The sequence below is a fragment of the Pseudomonas sp. RL_5y_Pfl2_69 genome, from assembly GCF_963970465.1.
GTDB lineage: Bacteria > Pseudomonadota > Gammaproteobacteria > Pseudomonadales > Pseudomonadaceae > Aquipseudomonas.
The window spans coordinates 106685-122397 of sequence record NZ_CAXAOU010000012.1; the positions used below are offsets into that span (position 1 = coordinate 106685).

18 protein-coding genes are annotated in these 15713 nt (G+C 59.6%); 9 read left to right on the forward strand and 9 right to left on the reverse strand.

Going from position 1 to position 15713, the window contains the following annotated elements; genetic code table 11:
• The first annotated feature begins 48 nt into the window (after positions 1–48).
• Positions 49–225, forward strand: a complete 177-nt coding sequence (locus tag AACY07_RS19240) for a hypothetical protein (RefSeq protein WP_019828784.1) — start codon at positions 49–51, stop codon at positions 223–225.
• A 35-nt stretch (positions 226–260) separates the two neighbouring features.
• Positions 261–1445: an MFS transporter gene (locus AACY07_RS19245; protein ID WP_326397625.1), complete on the forward strand. Its 1185-nt coding sequence runs from the start codon at positions 261–263 to the stop codon at positions 1443–1445.
• A 5-nt stretch (positions 1446–1450) separates the two neighbouring features.
• On the opposite strand, the gene arfB is transcribed toward AACY07_RS19245, so the two are convergent.
• The 8 genes from arfB to AACY07_RS19285 form a co-directional block, all read right to left on the reverse strand.
• Positions 1451–1864, reverse strand: a complete 414-nt coding sequence (arfB, locus tag AACY07_RS19250) for an alternative ribosome rescue aminoacyl-tRNA hydrolase ArfB (protein ID WP_019828782.1) — start codon at positions 1862–1864, stop codon at positions 1451–1453.
• 90 nt (positions 1865–1954) lie between these two features.
• Positions 1955–3373, reverse strand: a complete 1419-nt coding sequence (locus AACY07_RS19255; RefSeq protein ID WP_133079020.1) for an amino acid permease — start codon at positions 3371–3373, stop codon at positions 1955–1957.
• Positions 3374–3934: 561 nt separating this feature from the next.
• Positions 3935–5131, reverse strand: a complete 1197-nt coding sequence (gene rluB, locus AACY07_RS19260; protein ID WP_133079019.1) for a 23S rRNA pseudouridine(2605) synthase RluB — start codon at positions 5129–5131, stop codon at positions 3935–3937.
• Positions 5132–5275: 144 nt separating this feature from the next.
• Positions 5276–5467, reverse strand: a complete 192-nt coding sequence (locus tag AACY07_RS19265; RefSeq protein ID WP_133079018.1) for a DUF1289 domain-containing protein — start codon at positions 5465–5467, stop codon at positions 5276–5278.
• A 119-nt stretch (positions 5468–5586) separates the two neighbouring features.
• Positions 5587–6543 (reverse strand): SMC-Scp complex subunit ScpB, encoded by a 957-nt coding sequence (gene scpB, locus AACY07_RS19270; protein WP_339476849.1) that lies wholly within the window; start codon positions 6541–6543, stop codon positions 5587–5589.
• 12 nt (positions 6544–6555) lie between these two features.
• The gene (locus tag AACY07_RS19275) at positions 6556–7254 is read right to left on the reverse strand and encodes a segregation and condensation protein A (RefSeq protein WP_162207958.1); all 699 of its coding nucleotides are present in this window, start codon (positions 7252–7254) and stop codon (positions 6556–6558) included.
• A 128-nt stretch (positions 7255–7382) separates the two neighbouring features.
• Positions 7383–8015, reverse strand: coding sequence for an L-threonylcarbamoyladenylate synthase (locus tag AACY07_RS19280; RefSeq protein ID WP_133079015.1), 633 nt, complete (start codon positions 8013–8015; stop codon positions 7383–7385).
• 13 nt (positions 8016–8028) lie between these two features.
• A complete protein-coding gene (locus tag AACY07_RS19285) occupies positions 8029–8892 on the reverse strand; it encodes a PHP domain-containing protein (protein WP_133079014.1) in 864 nt (287 codons plus the stop codon).
• A gap of 84 nt (positions 8893–8976) precedes the next feature.
• Between AACY07_RS19285 and AACY07_RS19290 the strand changes: the two genes are divergently transcribed.
• The 5 genes from AACY07_RS19290 (at position 8977) to AACY07_RS19310 (ending at position 12610) form a co-directional block, all read left to right on the forward strand.
• Complete coding sequence (locus AACY07_RS19290; protein WP_339476852.1) at positions 8977–9573, forward strand: septation protein A; 597 nt, start codon at positions 8977–8979, stop codon at positions 9571–9573.
• A 1-nt stretch (position 9574) separates the two neighbouring features.
• Positions 9575–9874, forward strand: coding sequence for a YciI family protein (locus AACY07_RS19295; RefSeq protein WP_133079012.1), 300 nt, complete (start codon positions 9575–9577; stop codon positions 9872–9874).
• 71 nt (positions 9875–9945) lie between these two features.
• Positions 9946–10623, forward strand: a complete 678-nt coding sequence (locus tag AACY07_RS19300; protein ID WP_019828766.1) for a response regulator transcription factor — start codon at positions 9946–9948, stop codon at positions 10621–10623.
• A 142-nt stretch (positions 10624–10765) separates the two neighbouring features.
• Positions 10766–11197 (forward strand): Spy/CpxP family protein refolding chaperone, encoded by a 432-nt coding sequence (locus AACY07_RS19305; protein ID WP_326397621.1) that lies wholly within the window; start codon positions 10766–10768, stop codon positions 11195–11197.
• Between the two features lie 78 nt (positions 11198–11275).
• Positions 11276–12610 carry a HAMP domain-containing sensor histidine kinase gene (locus tag AACY07_RS19310; protein ID WP_133079009.1) on the forward strand — a complete coding sequence of 445 codons (1335 nt, stop codon included), beginning with the start codon at positions 11276–11278 and terminating at the stop codon, positions 12608–12610.
• Positions 12611–12740: 130 nt separating this feature from the next.
• On the opposite strand, the gene AACY07_RS19315 is transcribed toward AACY07_RS19310, so the two are convergent.
• Positions 12741–13304 (reverse strand): NAD(P)H nitroreductase, encoded by a 564-nt coding sequence (locus AACY07_RS19315; RefSeq protein WP_219262955.1) that lies wholly within the window; start codon positions 13302–13304, stop codon positions 12741–12743.
• A gap of 119 nt (positions 13305–13423) precedes the next feature.
• Here AACY07_RS19315 and AACY07_RS19320 point away from each other — a divergent pair, with 119 nt between their 5' ends.
• Together AACY07_RS19320 and AACY07_RS19325 are read left to right on the forward strand one after the other, a co-directional pair.
• Positions 13424–14878 carry a TrkH family potassium uptake protein gene (locus AACY07_RS19320; protein WP_326397619.1) on the forward strand — a complete coding sequence of 485 codons (1455 nt, stop codon included), beginning with the start codon at positions 13424–13426 and terminating at the stop codon, positions 14876–14878.
• Between the two features lie 18 nt (positions 14879–14896).
• Positions 14897–15655, forward strand: coding sequence for a helix-turn-helix transcriptional regulator (locus AACY07_RS19325; protein ID WP_339476856.1), 759 nt, complete (start codon positions 14897–14899; stop codon positions 15653–15655).
• Positions 15656–15713: the final 58 nt, after the last annotated feature.

Here is a 15713-nt window from a genome sequence, read left to right on the forward strand (position 1 = left end):
TCATACCGTCTGACACAATCGCTCCACCCCCCTATTCCGGATTCAAGCGTGACTGACACTTTCAGCGAAACCCAAGCCAGCGTCCTGATCGGCACCGCCGAAAAAATGATCGACCTCTGGGAGCGTCTCAGCCCCGAGAAGCAAGCAACCTTGCTCAAGCGTTTCGGCACCCAGGAAAACGCCTTGGCCGCTTTAATCGCGACACAATTGGTTGCACCATTGTAATCTGCGTCAACCGCACCCCGCAGGACCCCTACCCCATGCCCGAAACACAGCGTCCTATGGCGATCACCCTGCAAGTGGTCTCCATCGTTCTGTTCACCTTTATTGGCTATTTGAATATCGGCATTCCGCTGGCCGTGTTGCCCGGATACGTACACAACCACCTGGGCTATGGCACCGTCATCGCCGGGCTGGTGATCAGTGTGCAATATCTGGCCACGTTGCTGAGCCGCCCCTACGCCAGCCGCATCATCGACAACCTGGGCAGCAAGCGCGCCGTGATGTACGGCCTGGCGGGCTGCGGCCTGAGCGGCGTCTTCATGCTGGCTTCCAGCTGGCTGACCGCGATGCCGGCGCTTAGCCTTGCCAGCCTGCTGGTCGGACGCCTGGTATTGGGCAGCGCCGAAAGCCTGGTGGGCTCAGGCTCCATCGGCTGGGGCATTGGCCGGGTCGGCGCGGCCAACACCGCCAAGGTGATTTCCTGGAACGGCATCGCCAGTTACGGCGCCATTGCCATTGGCGCGCCATTAGGCGTGGTGATGGTCGGGCACTTGGGCATGTGGAGCATGGGCGTAAGCATTATATTGCTGGCGCTGGTGGGCTTGCTGCTGGCATGGCCCAAGCGGGCAGCACCCATCGTCAGCGGTGTGCGACTGCCGTTCCTGCATGTCCTGGGGCGCGTATTCCCCCACGGGGCCGGGCTGGCACTCGGCTCGATCGGCTTTGGCACCATTGCGACTTTCATCACCCTTTACTACGCGACCAACAACTGGGAAAACGCGGTGCTGTGCCTGAGCCTGTTCGGTGCCAGCTTTATCGGTGCACGCCTGGTGTTCGGCAATTTTATCAACAGGATCGGCGGTTTTCGGGTGGCGATTGCCTGCCTGGGCGTCGAGACCCTGGGCCTGCTGTTGCTGTGGCTGGCACCGAACCCGCAACTGGCACTGGCGGGCGCGGCCCTGAGCGGTTTCGGCTTCTCGCTGGTGTTCCCGGCGCTGGGGGTTGAAGCCGTCAACCTGGTGCCCGCCTCCAGCCGTGGTGCGGCCGTGGGCGCGTACTCGCTGTTCATCGATCTGTCACTGGGCATTACCGGCCCGCTGGTGGGCGCTGTGGCGGCAGGTTTTGGCTTTGCTTCGATCTTCTTGTTCGCGGCACTGGCAGCGTTCAGTGGGTTGCTCCTGAGTGTTTATCTGTATCGCCAGGCTCAGAGAGCCCGAGCCTGACCCCTTCAGAAATCTACTTTGCCCCGCCCTGCCTTGATGCTGCCACGCTTGGTCTTTGATTCCAGGCGACGCTTCTTCGAACCCAGGGTGGGCTTGGTCGGACGGCGCTTTTTCTCCACCTTGGTCGCACTGACGATCAACTCCACCAGACGCTCCAGCGCATCCGCCCGGTTTTGCTCCTGGGTGCGGTATTGCTGAGCCTTGATGATCAGCACGCCATCACTGGTGATCCGGCTGTCGCGCAGCGCCAGCAGCCGCTCCTTGTAAAACGGCGGCAACGACGAGTTGGGTATATCGAAGCGCAAATGCATGGCGCTCGACACCTTGTTGACGTTCTGCCCGCCCGCACCCTGGGCGCGGATTGCCGTCAGTTCGATCTCGGCATCGGGGATGTGCACGTTATTGGAAATCACCAGCATCAAAAATGGGTCCGTCTTCGGGGCGTGCAGGATACCCCACAAACAACAAACCCGGCGCAATGGCCGGGTTTGTCGGATTAACCGCTCAGCTTATTTGGCAGAGCTGTAAGCCGCAGCCGATGCCTGCACCGCGCGCTTGTTTTTGATCAGGTAGCACACCCACATAAAGACCACCCACACCGGAATCGCATACACCGACACGCGAATCCCCGGGATCAACAACATGATCACCAGAATGAACGCTACAAATGCCAGGCAGATGTAGTTGCCGTAGGGATACCACAAGGCCTTGAACAGCGGGACTTGCGCCGTTTTGTCCATGTGCTGGCGGAACTTGACATGGGAGAAGCTGATCATCGCCCAGTTAATCACCAGAGTGGCCACTACCAGGGACATCAGCAGTTCCAGCGCATCGTGTGGCATCAGGTAGTTGAGCAGGACCGCAATCACCGTGACGGCAGCCGAAGCCAGGATCGAGTTGACCGGCACACCGCGCTTGTCGATTTTGGCCAGCACTTTAGGTGCATCACCCTGCTGCGCCATACCCAACAGCATGCGGCTGTTGCAGTAGGTGCCGCTGTTGTACACCGACAACGCTGCGGTCAGGACCACAAAGTTGAGGATATGGGCCGCCGTGTTGCTGCCCAGCATCGAGAACACTTGCACAAACGGGCTGCTGCTGTAGCTGTCGCCACCGGCGTTGAGGGTTTCAAGCAACGAGTCCCACGGAGTCAACGACAGCAGAACTACCAGGGCACCGATGTAGAAAATCAGGATGCGGTAGATCACCTGATTGATCGCCTTGGGGATCACGGTGCGCGGCTTGTCGGCTTCTGCTGCGGTGAAACCGAGCATTTCCAGACCGCCGAAAGAGAACATGATAAAGGCCATGGCCATGATCAGACCGGTCGTCCCGTTCGGGAAGAAGCCACCGTGTTCCCACAAGTTGCTGACCGATGCCTGAGGTCCGCCGCTGCCGCTGACCAGCAGGTAGCTGCCCAGGGCAATCATGCCGACGATCGCCACGACCTTGATGATCGCGAACCAGAACTCGGCCTCGCCGAACACTTTGACGTTGGTCAGGTTGATGAGGTTGATCAGGACGAAGAAGGCTGCTGCCGAGGCCCAGGTCGGGATTTCCGGCCACCAGTAGTGCACGTACTTGCCGACGGCGGTCAGTTCCGACATGCCCACCAGAATGTAGAGCACCCAGCAGTTCCAGCCCGACATGAAGCCGGCAAAACCACCCCAGTACTTATGGGCAAAGTGACTGAAAGAACCGGCGACCGGTTCTTCGACGATCATTTCGCCGAGCTGGCGCATGATCATGAAGGCAATGAAGCCGCAGATCGCATAGCCCAGAATCATCGATGGACCGGCTGACTTCAGCACCCCGGCCGAACCGAGGAACAGGCCAGTACCAATCGCGCCACCGAGGGCGATCAGCTGAATATGACGATTTTTCAGGCCGCGTTTAAGCTCGCCCGAATGCGAGGTATTTCCACTCATTGAAAAGGTCCCACACAAGGTTTGATGTGATTCAGTGCGTTGTAGCTTGAGCACCAGAGGCAGTGATCGAAGGGTCTACAACACAAATCAAACCCCAGCGCAGGCGCCAGGAATCCAAGGTTGTTTCACGAGTCATGCGTCACCTGTTTGTTTTTATCTGTGACGGAATCGAACCCGCAACGCTTGTGGCATTGCGGAATTTTCAAGGCGTGCAGCCTTGGCAAAATGCGCGGGTACGCAATTGAGTCACAGTTAAAACGCGGCGCATTGTACACCCGCACGTAGGCAAGATCCCATCACACAGCCGATAGCAAGACGAAACAAGCCGCAATCTATGTAGGAAGTGTCCTAAGTCTATAAAACTCGGCAAATTTTCATTACAGCGAGGTGATTTCAGCGGTTTAAGGGCGGTAAGTGGCTGAATTCGTATGGATTTATTGACGAGCTGTAACGATTATTTTCCACCTAATTTATTGCCTGCTGCACCTGCCGAAGGCGTTTTTCAGACATAAAAAAACGCCAACCCCGAGGGGCTGGCGTTTTTTGTACAGCGCTTAACGCTTACTGCGGCTTGCGACGGCCAAAGCCTGGACGCTGGCCTGAACCGGCCGGAGCGCCACGACGCTTGCCCGACGGTGCATCGTCAACCAGCTTGGGGCCTGAACGGCTTGGCTTGGTTGGACGCTTGTTGACTTCGCTCGGACGCTCGGCAACCGGTGCACCACGACCCGCAGGTACGCGGTCAGTGCGACCTGCCGGCTTGCGTGCCGGACGAGCAGCCTCATCGCGGGCAGGACGCGCCGGGCGCTCGCCTTCGATGTGTGGCTGACGGGCTGGACGCGGAGCCAACGGGGCACCTTCGGCCGGACGCAGAACGCGGGCAACACGATCACCACGAGCCACAGGGCGCGAGGATTTACGCTGCATACGTTCCAGCTTGTCTTTGCTCTTGGCGTTCATCTGCGGCATGGCAACCGGCGTGAGGCCAACTTCAGCACTGAGGATATCGACCTCAAACTGGCTCATTTCGCGCCAGCGACCCATCGGCAGGTCGGAGTTGAGGAACACAGGACCGAAACGCACGCGCTTCAGGCGGCTGACCACCAGGCCCTGGGATTCCCACAGGCGACGTACTTCACGGTTACGGCCTTCCATCACTACGCAGTGGTACCAATGGTTGAAACCTTCGCCGCCCGGAGCCTGCTTGATGTCGGTGAAACGCGCAGGGCCGTCTTCCAGCACAACGCCGGCCTTGAGGCGCTCGATCATCTCGTCATCCACTTCGCCACGTACACGTACCGCGTATTCACGGTCCATTTCGTAGGAAGGGTGCATCAGGCGGTTGGCCAGCTCACCGTCGGTGGTGAACATCAGCAAGCCGGTGGTGTTGATGTCCAGGCGGCCGATGTTGATCCAGCGGCCTTCTTTTGGACGCGGCAGTTTGTCGAACACGGTCGGACGGCCTTCAGGGTCGTCACGGGTGCAGATTTCGCCGTCGGGTTTGTTGTACATGATCACGCGGCGAACCGATTCGGCTGCCTCTTCACGCTTGATCACCTTGCCATCGATGGAGATGGCGTCGTGCAGGTCTACGCGCAGACCCAGGGTTGCATCCTTGCCATTGACCTTGATACGGCCCTGGCTGATCCAACTCTCTACGTCGCGACGCGAGCCAACGCCAATACGGGCGAGGACTTTTTGCAGTTTTTCGCCTGCTGGGCCAATTTCCTGGCTGTCTTTAGGGTCTAGATCACTCATCTGGGCACCTCCCGGTGTGTCAATTCAGGCGAACGCCTGAAGTGTTAAAAATGGGCCTTGGGGCTCTATCGAGCGCCAAAGGGTCGCGAATCATACGCTGATGTTGGCCATTGCGCATCAAAGGCTAGTCACGAAGTGGCCGACTTACTTCTTTTTCCGCCGACCGGTGGCCTCAAACGCCAGCAAACGCAGCGCCGACTCCGCCAGCACTGCACGCTTTTCGTCTTTGCCGAGTTTCTTCCAGGCCTTGATTTCACGCTTGGTGCGCCCGCAACCGATGCAGATGTCATCGGTAAATTTGCAGACGCCGATGCAGGGGTCTTTGGGTGAAGTCATGGTTAAACCTCAAGTACTTTTTGTGGGAGCGGGCTTGCTCGCGATTGCATCGCCGCGGTGGCACCGCTACACCGCGCCGCCCGAATCGCGAGCAAGCCCGCTCCCACAGGGGTTATGCGTCAATCTTGCTGCTCGCGGCGCTCCTGCTCGATGGCTTCAGCCAGTGCCTGGGCCTCAAGTTCTTCATCGCTCAAGGCCGATCGCTGCTCAAGGGCCGCAACGGCAGCGCGCAATCGTTCGCGGGCCAGCTCGGCCGCAGAGGGTCGCGGCGGTTGTGGTTGCACCTCTACCTCGACCTCTACTGCTACCTCTACCGCCACCTCTACCGCTACTTCCGGCTCCGGAACATCGACGGGCACAGCGTCGCGCAGCAAGTCGTCAAAGTCGGTCTTGAGACCTTCTTCCATCGAATCCAGTTCCGTCAGCAGGGTACGGAAGCTGGTTTCATCTTTGGGCTCTTCCGGCTCGGCGCTTTCGTCGGCCAGGGCCTGAAGGTGCGCAGGCACCGGAGCGTCGTCGAAATCGAGGATCGGATCAGGCTCAAGCTCGCGCAACTCGGCCAGCGGCGGCAGCTCGTCGAGGCTCTTGAGGTTGAAGTGATCGAGAAACCCCTTGGTGGTTGCGAACATCGCAGGCTTGCCCGGCACGTCGCGATAGCCCACTACGCGGATCCACTCTCGCTCAAGCAGGGTTTTGACGATGTGGCTGTTAACCGCCACACCCCGCACGTCTTCAATCTCGCCCCGCGTGATGGGCTGGCGATAGGCAATCAGCGCCATGGTTTCAAGCATGGCTCGCGAGTAGCGCTGCGGGCGCTCTTCCCACAAACGCCCGACCCACGGCGAGTACTTTTCGCGAATCTGCAGGCGATAGCCCGAGGCAACTTCCTTGAGTTCAAACGCACGGCCATCGCAGGATTTGCGCAGCAGTTCCAGGGCCTTCCTGAATACAGGCGGTTCCGGACGCTCACCTTCTTCAAACAGTTCAAACAGGCGCTCAAGGCTTTGCGGCTTTCCCGAGGCCAACAGAAAGGCCTCAAGCAAGGAGGCAAGCTCGCGGGGTTCAGTCAAATTCATGGTTTCAGCTCTTTATTCGGCTCTTGCCCGCACATGGATCGGCGCGAAGGGTTCATTTTGCACCAGCTCGACCAGCGACTCCTTGACCAGTTCAAGCACGGCCATAAACGTCACGACCACGCCCAACTTGCCTTCTTCGGCAGTAAACAGCTCGACAAAAGGCACAAAGCCGCCGCCCTTGAGGCGTTCGAGCACGTCGCTCATGCGTTCGCGGGTCGACAGGGCCTCACGGCTGACCTGATGGCTTTCAAACATGTCGGTTCGGCGCAACACTTCAGCCATGGACATCAGCAACTCTTCCAGCGCCACATCCGGCACCAGCTTGCGGGCCCGGGCTTCAGGGGCATCGAGTTTGGGCACAAACACCTCGCGCCCTACCCGGCTCAACCCTTCAATCCCTTCAGCGGCAGCCTTGAAACGCTCATATTGCTGCAAGCGGCGAATCAGTTCGGCACGGGGGTCGCCCTCGTCCTCTTCGATTTCGACCGAGCGAGGCAACAGCATGCGGGACTTGATCTCGGCCAGCATGGCGGCCATCACCAGGTACTCGGCGGCCAACTCCAGGCGCACGGTTTTCATCAGCTCGACATAACCCATGTACTGGCGGGTGATTTCTGCCACCGGAATGTCGAGGATGTCTATGTTTTGCTTGCGGATCAGGTACAGCAGCAGGTCGAGCGGGCCTTCAAAGGCATCGAGGAACACCTCCAGCGCATCCGGAGGGATGTACAGGTCTTGCGGCATTTCGATGACCGCCTGGCCATAGACCATAGCGAGCGACAGTTCTTGCTGGACACCGGCCTGGGCCTCTACCGCCTCAGGAGCTTGAACGTCAGACATCAGGCCTCGACCATAAACGGTTCAGGATCGCCGCAACCCACACGGACAATCTCGGGATCACCGCTGTCGACCAGGCTGATCACGGTCGAGGCCTTGTTGCCGCCAAAACCGCCATCGATAATCAGGTCGACCTGTTTTTCCAGGGCATTGCGAATCTCGTACGGATCTTCCATCGGCTCGCTTTCGCCCGGCAAAATCAGCGTCACGCTCATCAGCGGCTCGCCCAGCTCTTCAAGCAGCGCCAGCGCAATCGGGTGGCTCGGCACCCGCAGGCCGATAGTACGGCGCTTGGGATGCAGCAGCAGGCGCGGCACTTCGCGGGTGGCGTTGAGAATGAAGGTGTAAGGCCCCGGCGTGTGGGCCTTGAGCAAACGGAACGTGCCGGTATCGACCTTGGCGAACAGCCCCAGCTGGGAAAGATCGCAGCACATCAGGGTGAAGTTGTGCTTGTCGTCCAGGTTACGCAGGCGCTTGATCCGCTCGATCGCACCCTTGTCGCCCATCTGGCAACCCACGGCATAGGACGAATCGGTGGGATAAATCACCACCCCACCCTTTTTGATGATCTCGACGGCCTGCTTGATCAGGCGCGCTTGAGGGTTTTCCGGATGAATCTGGAAAAATTGACTCACAGTGTTTACCTGTTCAGACGTTAGCAGTGGGCTGTTCATATTTGAATCGACACCACAATGGCGGCAGATCTTCCGGGACCGGGCGGTACTCGCCAATCTCGGACCAACCTCCCGGACCATGAAAATCACTGCCGGCACTGACCAGCAGACCGAACTCACGCGCAAGGATCGCCAGGCTGCCTACCTGATCGGCTGGCTGATACCCGTTGACCACTTCAATAGCGTGACCCCCAGCTTGAATATAGTCGCCAATCAGCCGTCGGCGCTTGCTGCGGGTGAAATCGTAGTGCGACGGGTGCGCCAGGCTTACCCAGGCCCCGGCTGCACGCAGGGTGGCGACCGTGTCCTCAAGGGTCGGCCAATGCAGTTTGACGTCGCCCAGCTTGCCCGCCCCCAGCCACTTGCGAAACGCTTCGGCGCGATCCTTGACGTACCCGGCCTCGACCAGAAAATCGGCAAAGTGCGGACGGGCCGGGGCATTACCGCTGTCACCCAGCCCTTGCTGGATGGCCCGCGCGCCTTCAAGTGCGCCGGGCATGCCCTTGAGCGCCAGTTTGCGACTGATCTCCTCGGCCCGCAGCCAGCGGCCCTCATGCAGTTTGGCAATGGCCTCGACCAACGCCGGGGCATTGACATCAAAACCGTAGCCGAGCACATGAATCGTGGCCCCGCCCCAGGTACACGACAATTCGACGCCGTTGATCAAGGTCATGTTCAGCGCCTGCGCCGCTGTGCGGGCTTCGTCCAGACCTTCAAGTGTGTCGTGATCGGTCAGGGCCAGGACTCGCACACCTTTCTCGAACGCACGCGCGACCAGTACCGCAGGCGCCAGGGCGCCATCGGAAGCTGTGCTATGGCAATGCAAGTCAATTTCCACGGGGATTTAATAACCTCTAGCTGACACTTTCGCTGTCATTGATGTTTGTTATTATGCCGCCACATCCTGCTTCTGGCTGCCACTGTGAAACAATTCATCGACTTCATCCCGCTGCTACTGTTTTTCATCGTTTACAAAACCGACCCACGCGTCATCGAAATCGGCGGGCACAGCCTGTCGATCGGGGGTATCTACAGCGCTACGGCGATGCTGATTGCCAGTTCGCTGGTGGTGTACGGCATTCTGTTTTTTAAACAGCGCAAACTCGAAAAAAGCCAATGGCTGACCCTGATAGCCTGCCTGGTGTTCGGCAGCCTGACCCTCGCCTTCCACAGCGAAACCTTCCTCAAGTGGAAAGCGCCGGTGGTGAACTGGCTGTTTGCACTGGTGTTTGCCGGTAGCCATTTTATCGGCGACAAACTGCTGATCAAACGCATGATGGGTCATGTACTGACCCTGCCCGACGCGGTATGGACACGCCTGAACCTGGCCTGGATCGCATTCTTCCTGTTTTGCGGCGCGGCCAACCTCTACGTTGCGTTCACCTATCAAAGCTTCTGGGTCGACTTTAAAGTGTTCGGCAGCCTGGGCATGACCGTGCTGTTCCTGATCGGCCAAGGCATTTACCTGTCGCGCCATCTGCATGACACCGATCCAACCACCCCCAAGACCAAGGACTGACATGCTCTACGCCATCATTGCAACAGACGTCGCCAACTCGCTTGAAGCTCGCCTGGCTGCCCGCCCTGCGCACCTTGAGCGCTTGCAACAGCTTAACGCGCAAGGTCGCATGGTGCTGGCCGGCCCTCATCCGGCCATCGACAGCAATGATCCGGGCGCTGCCGGTTTCAGCGGCAGCCTGATCGTGGCCGAGTTCGAATCCCTGACCATCGCCCAGGCTTGGGCCGAGGCTGATCCCTTCGTTGCTGCTGGCGTGTATGCCAGCGTTATCGTCAAGCCGTTCAAGCAAGTCCTGCCGTAACCCGCCTCCCTGGGGTATCTTTGCCGGTAGCCGACGTAGACAACGTCGGCACTGGTTAAATCGAGTAAGTCATGAGCGACCTGTTACTGATAGATGATGACGAGGAGCTGTGTGAGCTTCTCGTCAGTTGGCTGAGCCAGGAAGGCTTCCAGGTTCGCGCTTGCCATGACGGTTCAAGCGCCCGCAAGGCGTTGAACGAGTCCAGCCCCGATGCCGTGGTACTGGATGTCATGCTTCCAGATGGCAGTGGCCTTGAGCTGCTCAAGCAACTGCGCAACGATCATCCGGACTTGCCGGTGCTGATGCTGTCAGCCCGTGGCGAACCCCTGGACCGCATTCTGGGGCTCGAGCTGGGCGCCGATGACTACCTGGCCAAACCCTGTGACCCCCGGGAACTGACTGCCCGCCTGCGCGCTGTATTGCGCCGCAGCCACCCGGCAGCGGTATCCAGCCAGATGGAGCTGGGGGATTTGTGCTTCAGCCCCATGCGCGGCGTGGTCACGATCGACCAGCGCGACATCACGCTGACCGTGTCTGAAAGCCGGATTCTTGAAGCCTTGCTGCGTCAACCCGGCGAGCCGCTGGACAAGCAGGAACTGGCGCAGATTGCCCTGGGCCGCAAGCTGACCCTGTACGACCGCAGCCTGGACATGCACATCAGCAACCTGCGCAAGAAGATTGGCCCCCACCCCGACGGCAGCCCCCGTATTGTGGCGCTGCGCAGCCGCGGTTACTTTTACAGCGCATAACCCCTTTTTGCCGGGAGCGTATGTAAATACCCCGCAAAACCGTCTTTACCAAAGCTTTACGCAGGGCTGACAGCGCTTGACCTTGATCTCCCTAAACTGGGCGCATCCGGATTCACCGGAACGTAATCGAAGGAGACACACCATGCGTAAGACTCTAATTGCTTTGATGTTTGCTGCAGCACTGCCAACCGTCGCAATGGCCATGCCTGGTGGCGACGGCTCAATGGGCCCACGTCACGGTGGCGAGCACCACGGTCGCGGCGAAGCCCCTTACAGCCAACTGGACCTGAGCCGCGAACAACGCCAGCAGATTGGCAAGTTGATGGGCGAGCAAATGCATGACCGCAAGCAGTTGGTCGAGAAGTACCTGGAAAAACTTCCAGCCGCTGATCAAAAAGCACTGAAAGACGAGATCAAGGCCAAGCACGACAAGACCCAGAGCGATATCCGTGCCTTGCTCAAGCCTGATCAGCAAAAACGCTTCGACGAGATGCAACAGAAACGCGCCGAGCGTCAGGCTGAGTGGAAGCAGTTCAAGGAATGGAAAGCACAGCAAGCTCCTAAAGCGCAATAATCCACGCGCACATGAAGCCCAACGGCCTTTGGCCGTTGGGCTTTACTCGTTTTAATCCATTACCCGCGAGGAATTACCGTGCGATCACTGTTTTGGCGCATTCTTGCCAGCTTTTGGCTGGCGATTGCCTTGGTCGCAGGGCTTTCGATCCTGATGGGGCACATGCTCAATCAGGATGCGTGGATTCTTTCCCGCCATCCAGGGATCGCCAACCTGGCGCAACAATGGACTGAGCGCTACGAAACCCAGGGCGCCGACGCCGCCCAAGACTTCCTCGAAAAGCGCAAACGTCGCTATCACATCGACGTGCAGGTACTTAACGAAAGTGGCGACCCCGTGGTTCGCGGCACGTTTCCTCGCCGGGCAGCGGCCTGGGAAGCTCGCCAGCATCCGGGCGAAGAGCAGTTGCCCTGGCGCCGCCTGACGGTCGAATACACCAGCCCAAAAACCGCCGAAACCTACCTGCTGATTTATCGCATTCCACACCCGGAACTGGATGCCTGGCATCGCCAGAGCCTGATCTGGCCGCTGAGTGCCCTGGGAATTGCCCTGGTGGTACTGACCCTGTTCAGCCTGATGGTCACCCTCTCCATCACCCGGCCGCTGAGCCGCCTGCGGGTTGCAGTGCATGATCTGGGGCAAACCACCTATCAACAGAACAGCCTGGCGCGACTGGCCTCGCGCCGCGATGAATTTGGCGTACTGGCCACCGATTTCAACCGCATGGGCGCCCGCCTGCAGAGTTTGATCGGCAGTCAGCGCCAGTTGCTGCGCGACGTGTCCCACGAGCTGCGCTCGCCACTGGCCCGCCTTAAAATCGCCCTGGCACTGGCTGAGCGCGCCGGACCTGAGGAGCGGGAAAAACTGTGGCCACGGCTGACCCGCGAATGCGATCGGCTCGAATCGTTGATCAGTGAGATTCTCACCCTGGCCCGGGTTGATGCCGACCAGGCCAGCGCAGAGCACGTGGAGCTCAATGCCCTGCTCGGCGCGGTGCAAAAAGATGCGTCGATGGCGGCCCCCGAGCAAGCGGTGCAATTGCTTGCCGAGCCGGATTTGAGCCTCAATGGCTGGCCAACCATGATCGAGCGGGCGGTGGATAACCTGCTGCGCAATGCGCAACGTTTCAACCCGCCCGGTCAGCCGATCGAGTTGAGTGCGGCGCGCGAGGGCGAGCACATCACCATCAAGGTACGCGACCACGGGCCCGGGGTCGCCGAGGAGCACTTGGCACAACTGGGCGAACCGTTCTTCCGCGCGCCTGGCCAGACGGCCGCCGGGCACGGACTGGGACTGGCCATTGCCCGCCGTGCTGCGGAACGTCATGGCGGGCGCCTGGTGCTGGGCAATCATCCGGATGGCGGATTTATTGCCACGCTGGAGTTGCCGCTGGAGCCCAACGGCAATCTGTAAATCTGATGCGGCATTTGCACTGCTGTTGTGGGAGCGGGCTTGCTCGCGATGCAGACGACGCGGTTTGTCTGGATGACCGCGGTGATGCCCTCGCGAGCAAGCCCGCTCCCACAGGTTTATAGATCCGGGATTACTTGACCGGCCACGCCTTCACGAACTCGGCGCTATCCACTTTCGGCGCGGTACGCAGTTCGTTCTGCGCGGTCCCCAGATACAAGAACGCGACCACTTCCTCGCCCTCGCCCAGCCCCAGTCCCTTGGCCACATGTGGCGCATAGGACAATTCACCGGTACGCCATACCGCACCAATGCCCTGGGCAAAAGCTGCCAGTTCAATGGCATGGGCTGCACAGCCTGCCGTAATCAGTTGCTCGGACTTCGGAACTTTGAAGTGATCCTGCAAACGGGCAATCACCACAACGACCAACGGTGCGCGCAAAGGCATGGCGCGAGCCTTGTCCAATGCCGCTTGTGTCACCTCGCCGCCCTGGGCCTGCACGGCCTCGGCAAGTATTTCACCCAGCTGGTTGCGCGCTTCGCCTTCAACCGTCAAAAAACGGTAAGGACGCAACTGCCCGTGGTCCGGCGCACGCAAGGCGGCCGCAAACAGTACTTCACGTTGCTCGGCCGTCGGCGCCGGATCAAGCAAGCGCGGGGCAGAAACACGGTTGAGCAAAGCGTCGAGAGCCTCCATTGGCCACCTCCTGAAGAAAATGTGCGGCTATTCTAACGGTATCTCCCGAGGGCCTGGCAGTTTACATAGCCCAGACCACAGGTAGAATGGCGCCCCTCTTTCATCCCCGAGCTGACTTCATGGCGTTGCCGACCTTACGCATCATCGGTTTTATTATCGGCATCTTCCTGATTACGCTCGCGATCAGCATGGCTGTGCCCATGTTGACCCTGGTGATTTACGACCACCTGGGCGACTTGCCATCTTTCCTGTGGGCCAGCCTGATTACCTTTATTGCAGGTTTGGCGCTGGTGATACCCGGGCGCCCCGAGCAGGTTCACCTGCGTCCACGGGACATGTACCTGCTGACGGTGTCCAGCTGGGTCATCGTGTGCATCTTCGCCGCACTGCCATTTTTGCTGACGCAGCACATCAGCTACACCGACTCATTTTTCGAAAGCATGTCCGGCATTACCGCCACCGGCTCCACGGTCCTGAGCGGGCTGGACACCATGTCCCCCGGCATTCTGATGTGGCGCTCAATGCTGCACTGGCTGGGTGGCATTGGCTTTATCGGCATGGCGGTAGCGATTTTGCCCCTGCTGCGAATCGGTGGCATGCGCCTGTTCCAGACCGAATCGTCTGACCGATCCGAAAAGGTCATGCCCCGCTCGCACATGGTGGCGCGACTGATTGTGGCCGCTTATGTCGGCATCACCATCATCGGCAGCCTGGCGTTCTGGTGGGCAGGCATGAGTGTGTTTGACGCGATCAACCACGCCATGTCGGCCATTTCCACCGGCGGGTTCTCGACCTCCGACCAGTCGCTGGCCAAGTGGTCACAACCGGCAGTGCACTGGGTGGCCATCGCCGTGATGATCATGGGCAGCTTGCCGTTTACCCTGTATGTCGCCACCTTGCGCGGCCATCGCAAGGCGCTGATCAAGGACCAGCAGGTTCAAGGCTTGCTGGGCCTGCTGCTGGTGACCTGGATCGTACTCAGCGCCTGGCTGTGGTGGACCACCAACATGCCTTACTGGGACGCCTTCCGCCATGTGGCGCTCAACGTGACGTCGGTTGTTACAACCACAGGTTTCGCTCTGGGCGACTACAGCCTGTGGGGCAATTTCTCGCTTATGCTGTTCTTCTATCTGGGCTTTATTGGCGGATGTTCGGGCTCGACTGCTGGCGGAATCAAGATTTTCCGTTTTCAAGTCGCCTACATCCTGCTCAAGGCCAACCTTAATCAGCTGATCCACCCTCGTGCAGTGATCAAGCAGAAGTACAACGGCCACCGCCTCGACGAAGAAATCGTACGCTCGATTTTGACCTTTTCGTTCTTCTTTGCCATCACCATTTGCGTGATCGCCCTGGCCCTTTCGCTGCTGGGGCTGGACTGGATGACCGCCCTCACCGGCGCCGCCAGTACAGTGTCCGGCGTTGGACCGGGGCTGGGCGAAACCATTGGCCCCTCCGGCAACTTCGCCAGCCTGCCGGATGCAGCCAAGTGGATTCTGTCCCTGGGCATGTTGCTAGGTCGCCTGGAGATCATTACCGTGTTCGTACTGTGCATTCCGGCATTCTGGCGGCACTGATCCACACATGAGGTCGCCATGGACCAAATCCTGTCACTGCGTCATTACCGCCAAGAGGTGATTGCTCACAGCCATGAGCACGCGCAGGTGGTGATCAGTCTGTCCGGCAAACTCGATTTCGAAGTGGACGGACGCGCCAGCCTGTTACGTCAGCAGCATCTGATCATTATTCCCGCAGGCGCTCACCACACCTGCGGCAGCCCGCAAGGCAGCCACTGCCTGGTGCTTGATGTTCCGGGACAAAACTGGCTCGGGCAAACCCTGGGCGAGCACGCCGATGCCAGCCGTCGCTTGCTCGACACGACCGGTCACCTGGTCCTGGACCCCAGGCAACACCAATTGGTGAGCTGGCTGGCCAGCAGTCCTGTGAGTGATCCGCTGATTGCCCGCCAAGGTGCGATTCTGCTGCTGGCCAGCTTGAACCCGCTCGCGCCTGATCAGGCACAAGCCCGACGCCTGCCTTATGCCGCGATGGATGCCTACATCGCACAAAATGCAGCCTACCCGCTTCAGGTTGCAGATCTGGCACAGATTGCCGGTCTTTCCTGCGCCCGTTTGCACAGTCGCTTTGTCAGCGAGAGCGGGCAAACGCCCATGGACTACATTCGCCAACGCCGCCTGTACAGCGGCTTGACGCTGTTACGCCACAGCACCCTGCCCATTGGCGAAGTCGCCAGCCGCGTCGGTTACAGTTCACAAAGCGCTTTTGCAGCCGCCATGCTCCGGGAATTCGGAGCCTCGCCTTCGGTGCTGCGCCGCGAGTCTGGCGACAACTGACGCCAGTCTCACGACAGACAGCCCGCCGCCCCGCCCCTTAAACTGAACGCCTTGCCCG

What these genes read in the sequence shown, in the direction of transcription:
- AACY07_RS19320 (WP_326397619.1), top strand. Translation starts at nt 13,424, where the DNA reads ATGGCGTTGCCGACCTTACGCATCATCGGTTTTATTATCGGCATCTTC.
- AACY07_RS19265 (WP_133079018.1), bottom strand. Translation starts at nt 5,467, where the DNA reads ATGACTTCACCCAAAGACCCCTGCATCGGCGTCTGCAAATTTACCGAT.
- AACY07_RS19305 (WP_326397621.1), top strand. Translation starts at nt 10,766, where the DNA reads ATGCGTAAGACTCTAATTGCTTTGATGTTTGCTGCAGCACTGCCAACC.
- AACY07_RS19245 (WP_326397625.1), top strand. Translation starts at nt 261, where the DNA reads ATGCCCGAAACACAGCGTCCTATGGCGATCACCCTGCAAGTGGTCTCC.
- AACY07_RS19255 (WP_133079020.1), bottom strand. Translation starts at nt 3,373, where the DNA reads ATGAGTGGAAATACCTCGCATTCGGGCGAGCTTAAACGCGGCCTGAAA.
- arfB (WP_019828782.1), bottom strand. Translation starts at nt 1,864, where the DNA reads ATGCTGGTGATTTCCAATAACGTGCACATCCCCGATGCCGAGATCGAA.
- rluB (WP_133079019.1), bottom strand. Translation starts at nt 5,131, where the DNA reads ATGAGTGATCTAGACCCTAAAGACAGCCAGGAAATTGGCCCAGCAGGC.
- AACY07_RS19295 (WP_133079012.1), top strand. Translation starts at nt 9,575, where the DNA reads ATGCTCTACGCCATCATTGCAACAGACGTCGCCAACTCGCTTGAAGCT.
- scpB (WP_339476849.1), bottom strand. Translation starts at nt 6,543, where the DNA reads ATGAATTTGACTGAACCCCGCGAGCTTGCCTCCTTGCTTGAGGCCTTT.
- AACY07_RS19315 (WP_219262955.1), bottom strand. Translation starts at nt 13,304, where the DNA reads ATGGAGGCTCTCGACGCTTTGCTCAACCGTGTTTCTGCCCCGCGCTTG.
- AACY07_RS19325 (WP_339476856.1), top strand. Translation starts at nt 14,897, where the DNA reads ATGGACCAAATCCTGTCACTGCGTCATTACCGCCAAGAGGTGATTGCT.
- AACY07_RS19300 (WP_019828766.1), top strand. Translation starts at nt 9,946, where the DNA reads ATGAGCGACCTGTTACTGATAGATGATGACGAGGAGCTGTGTGAGCTT.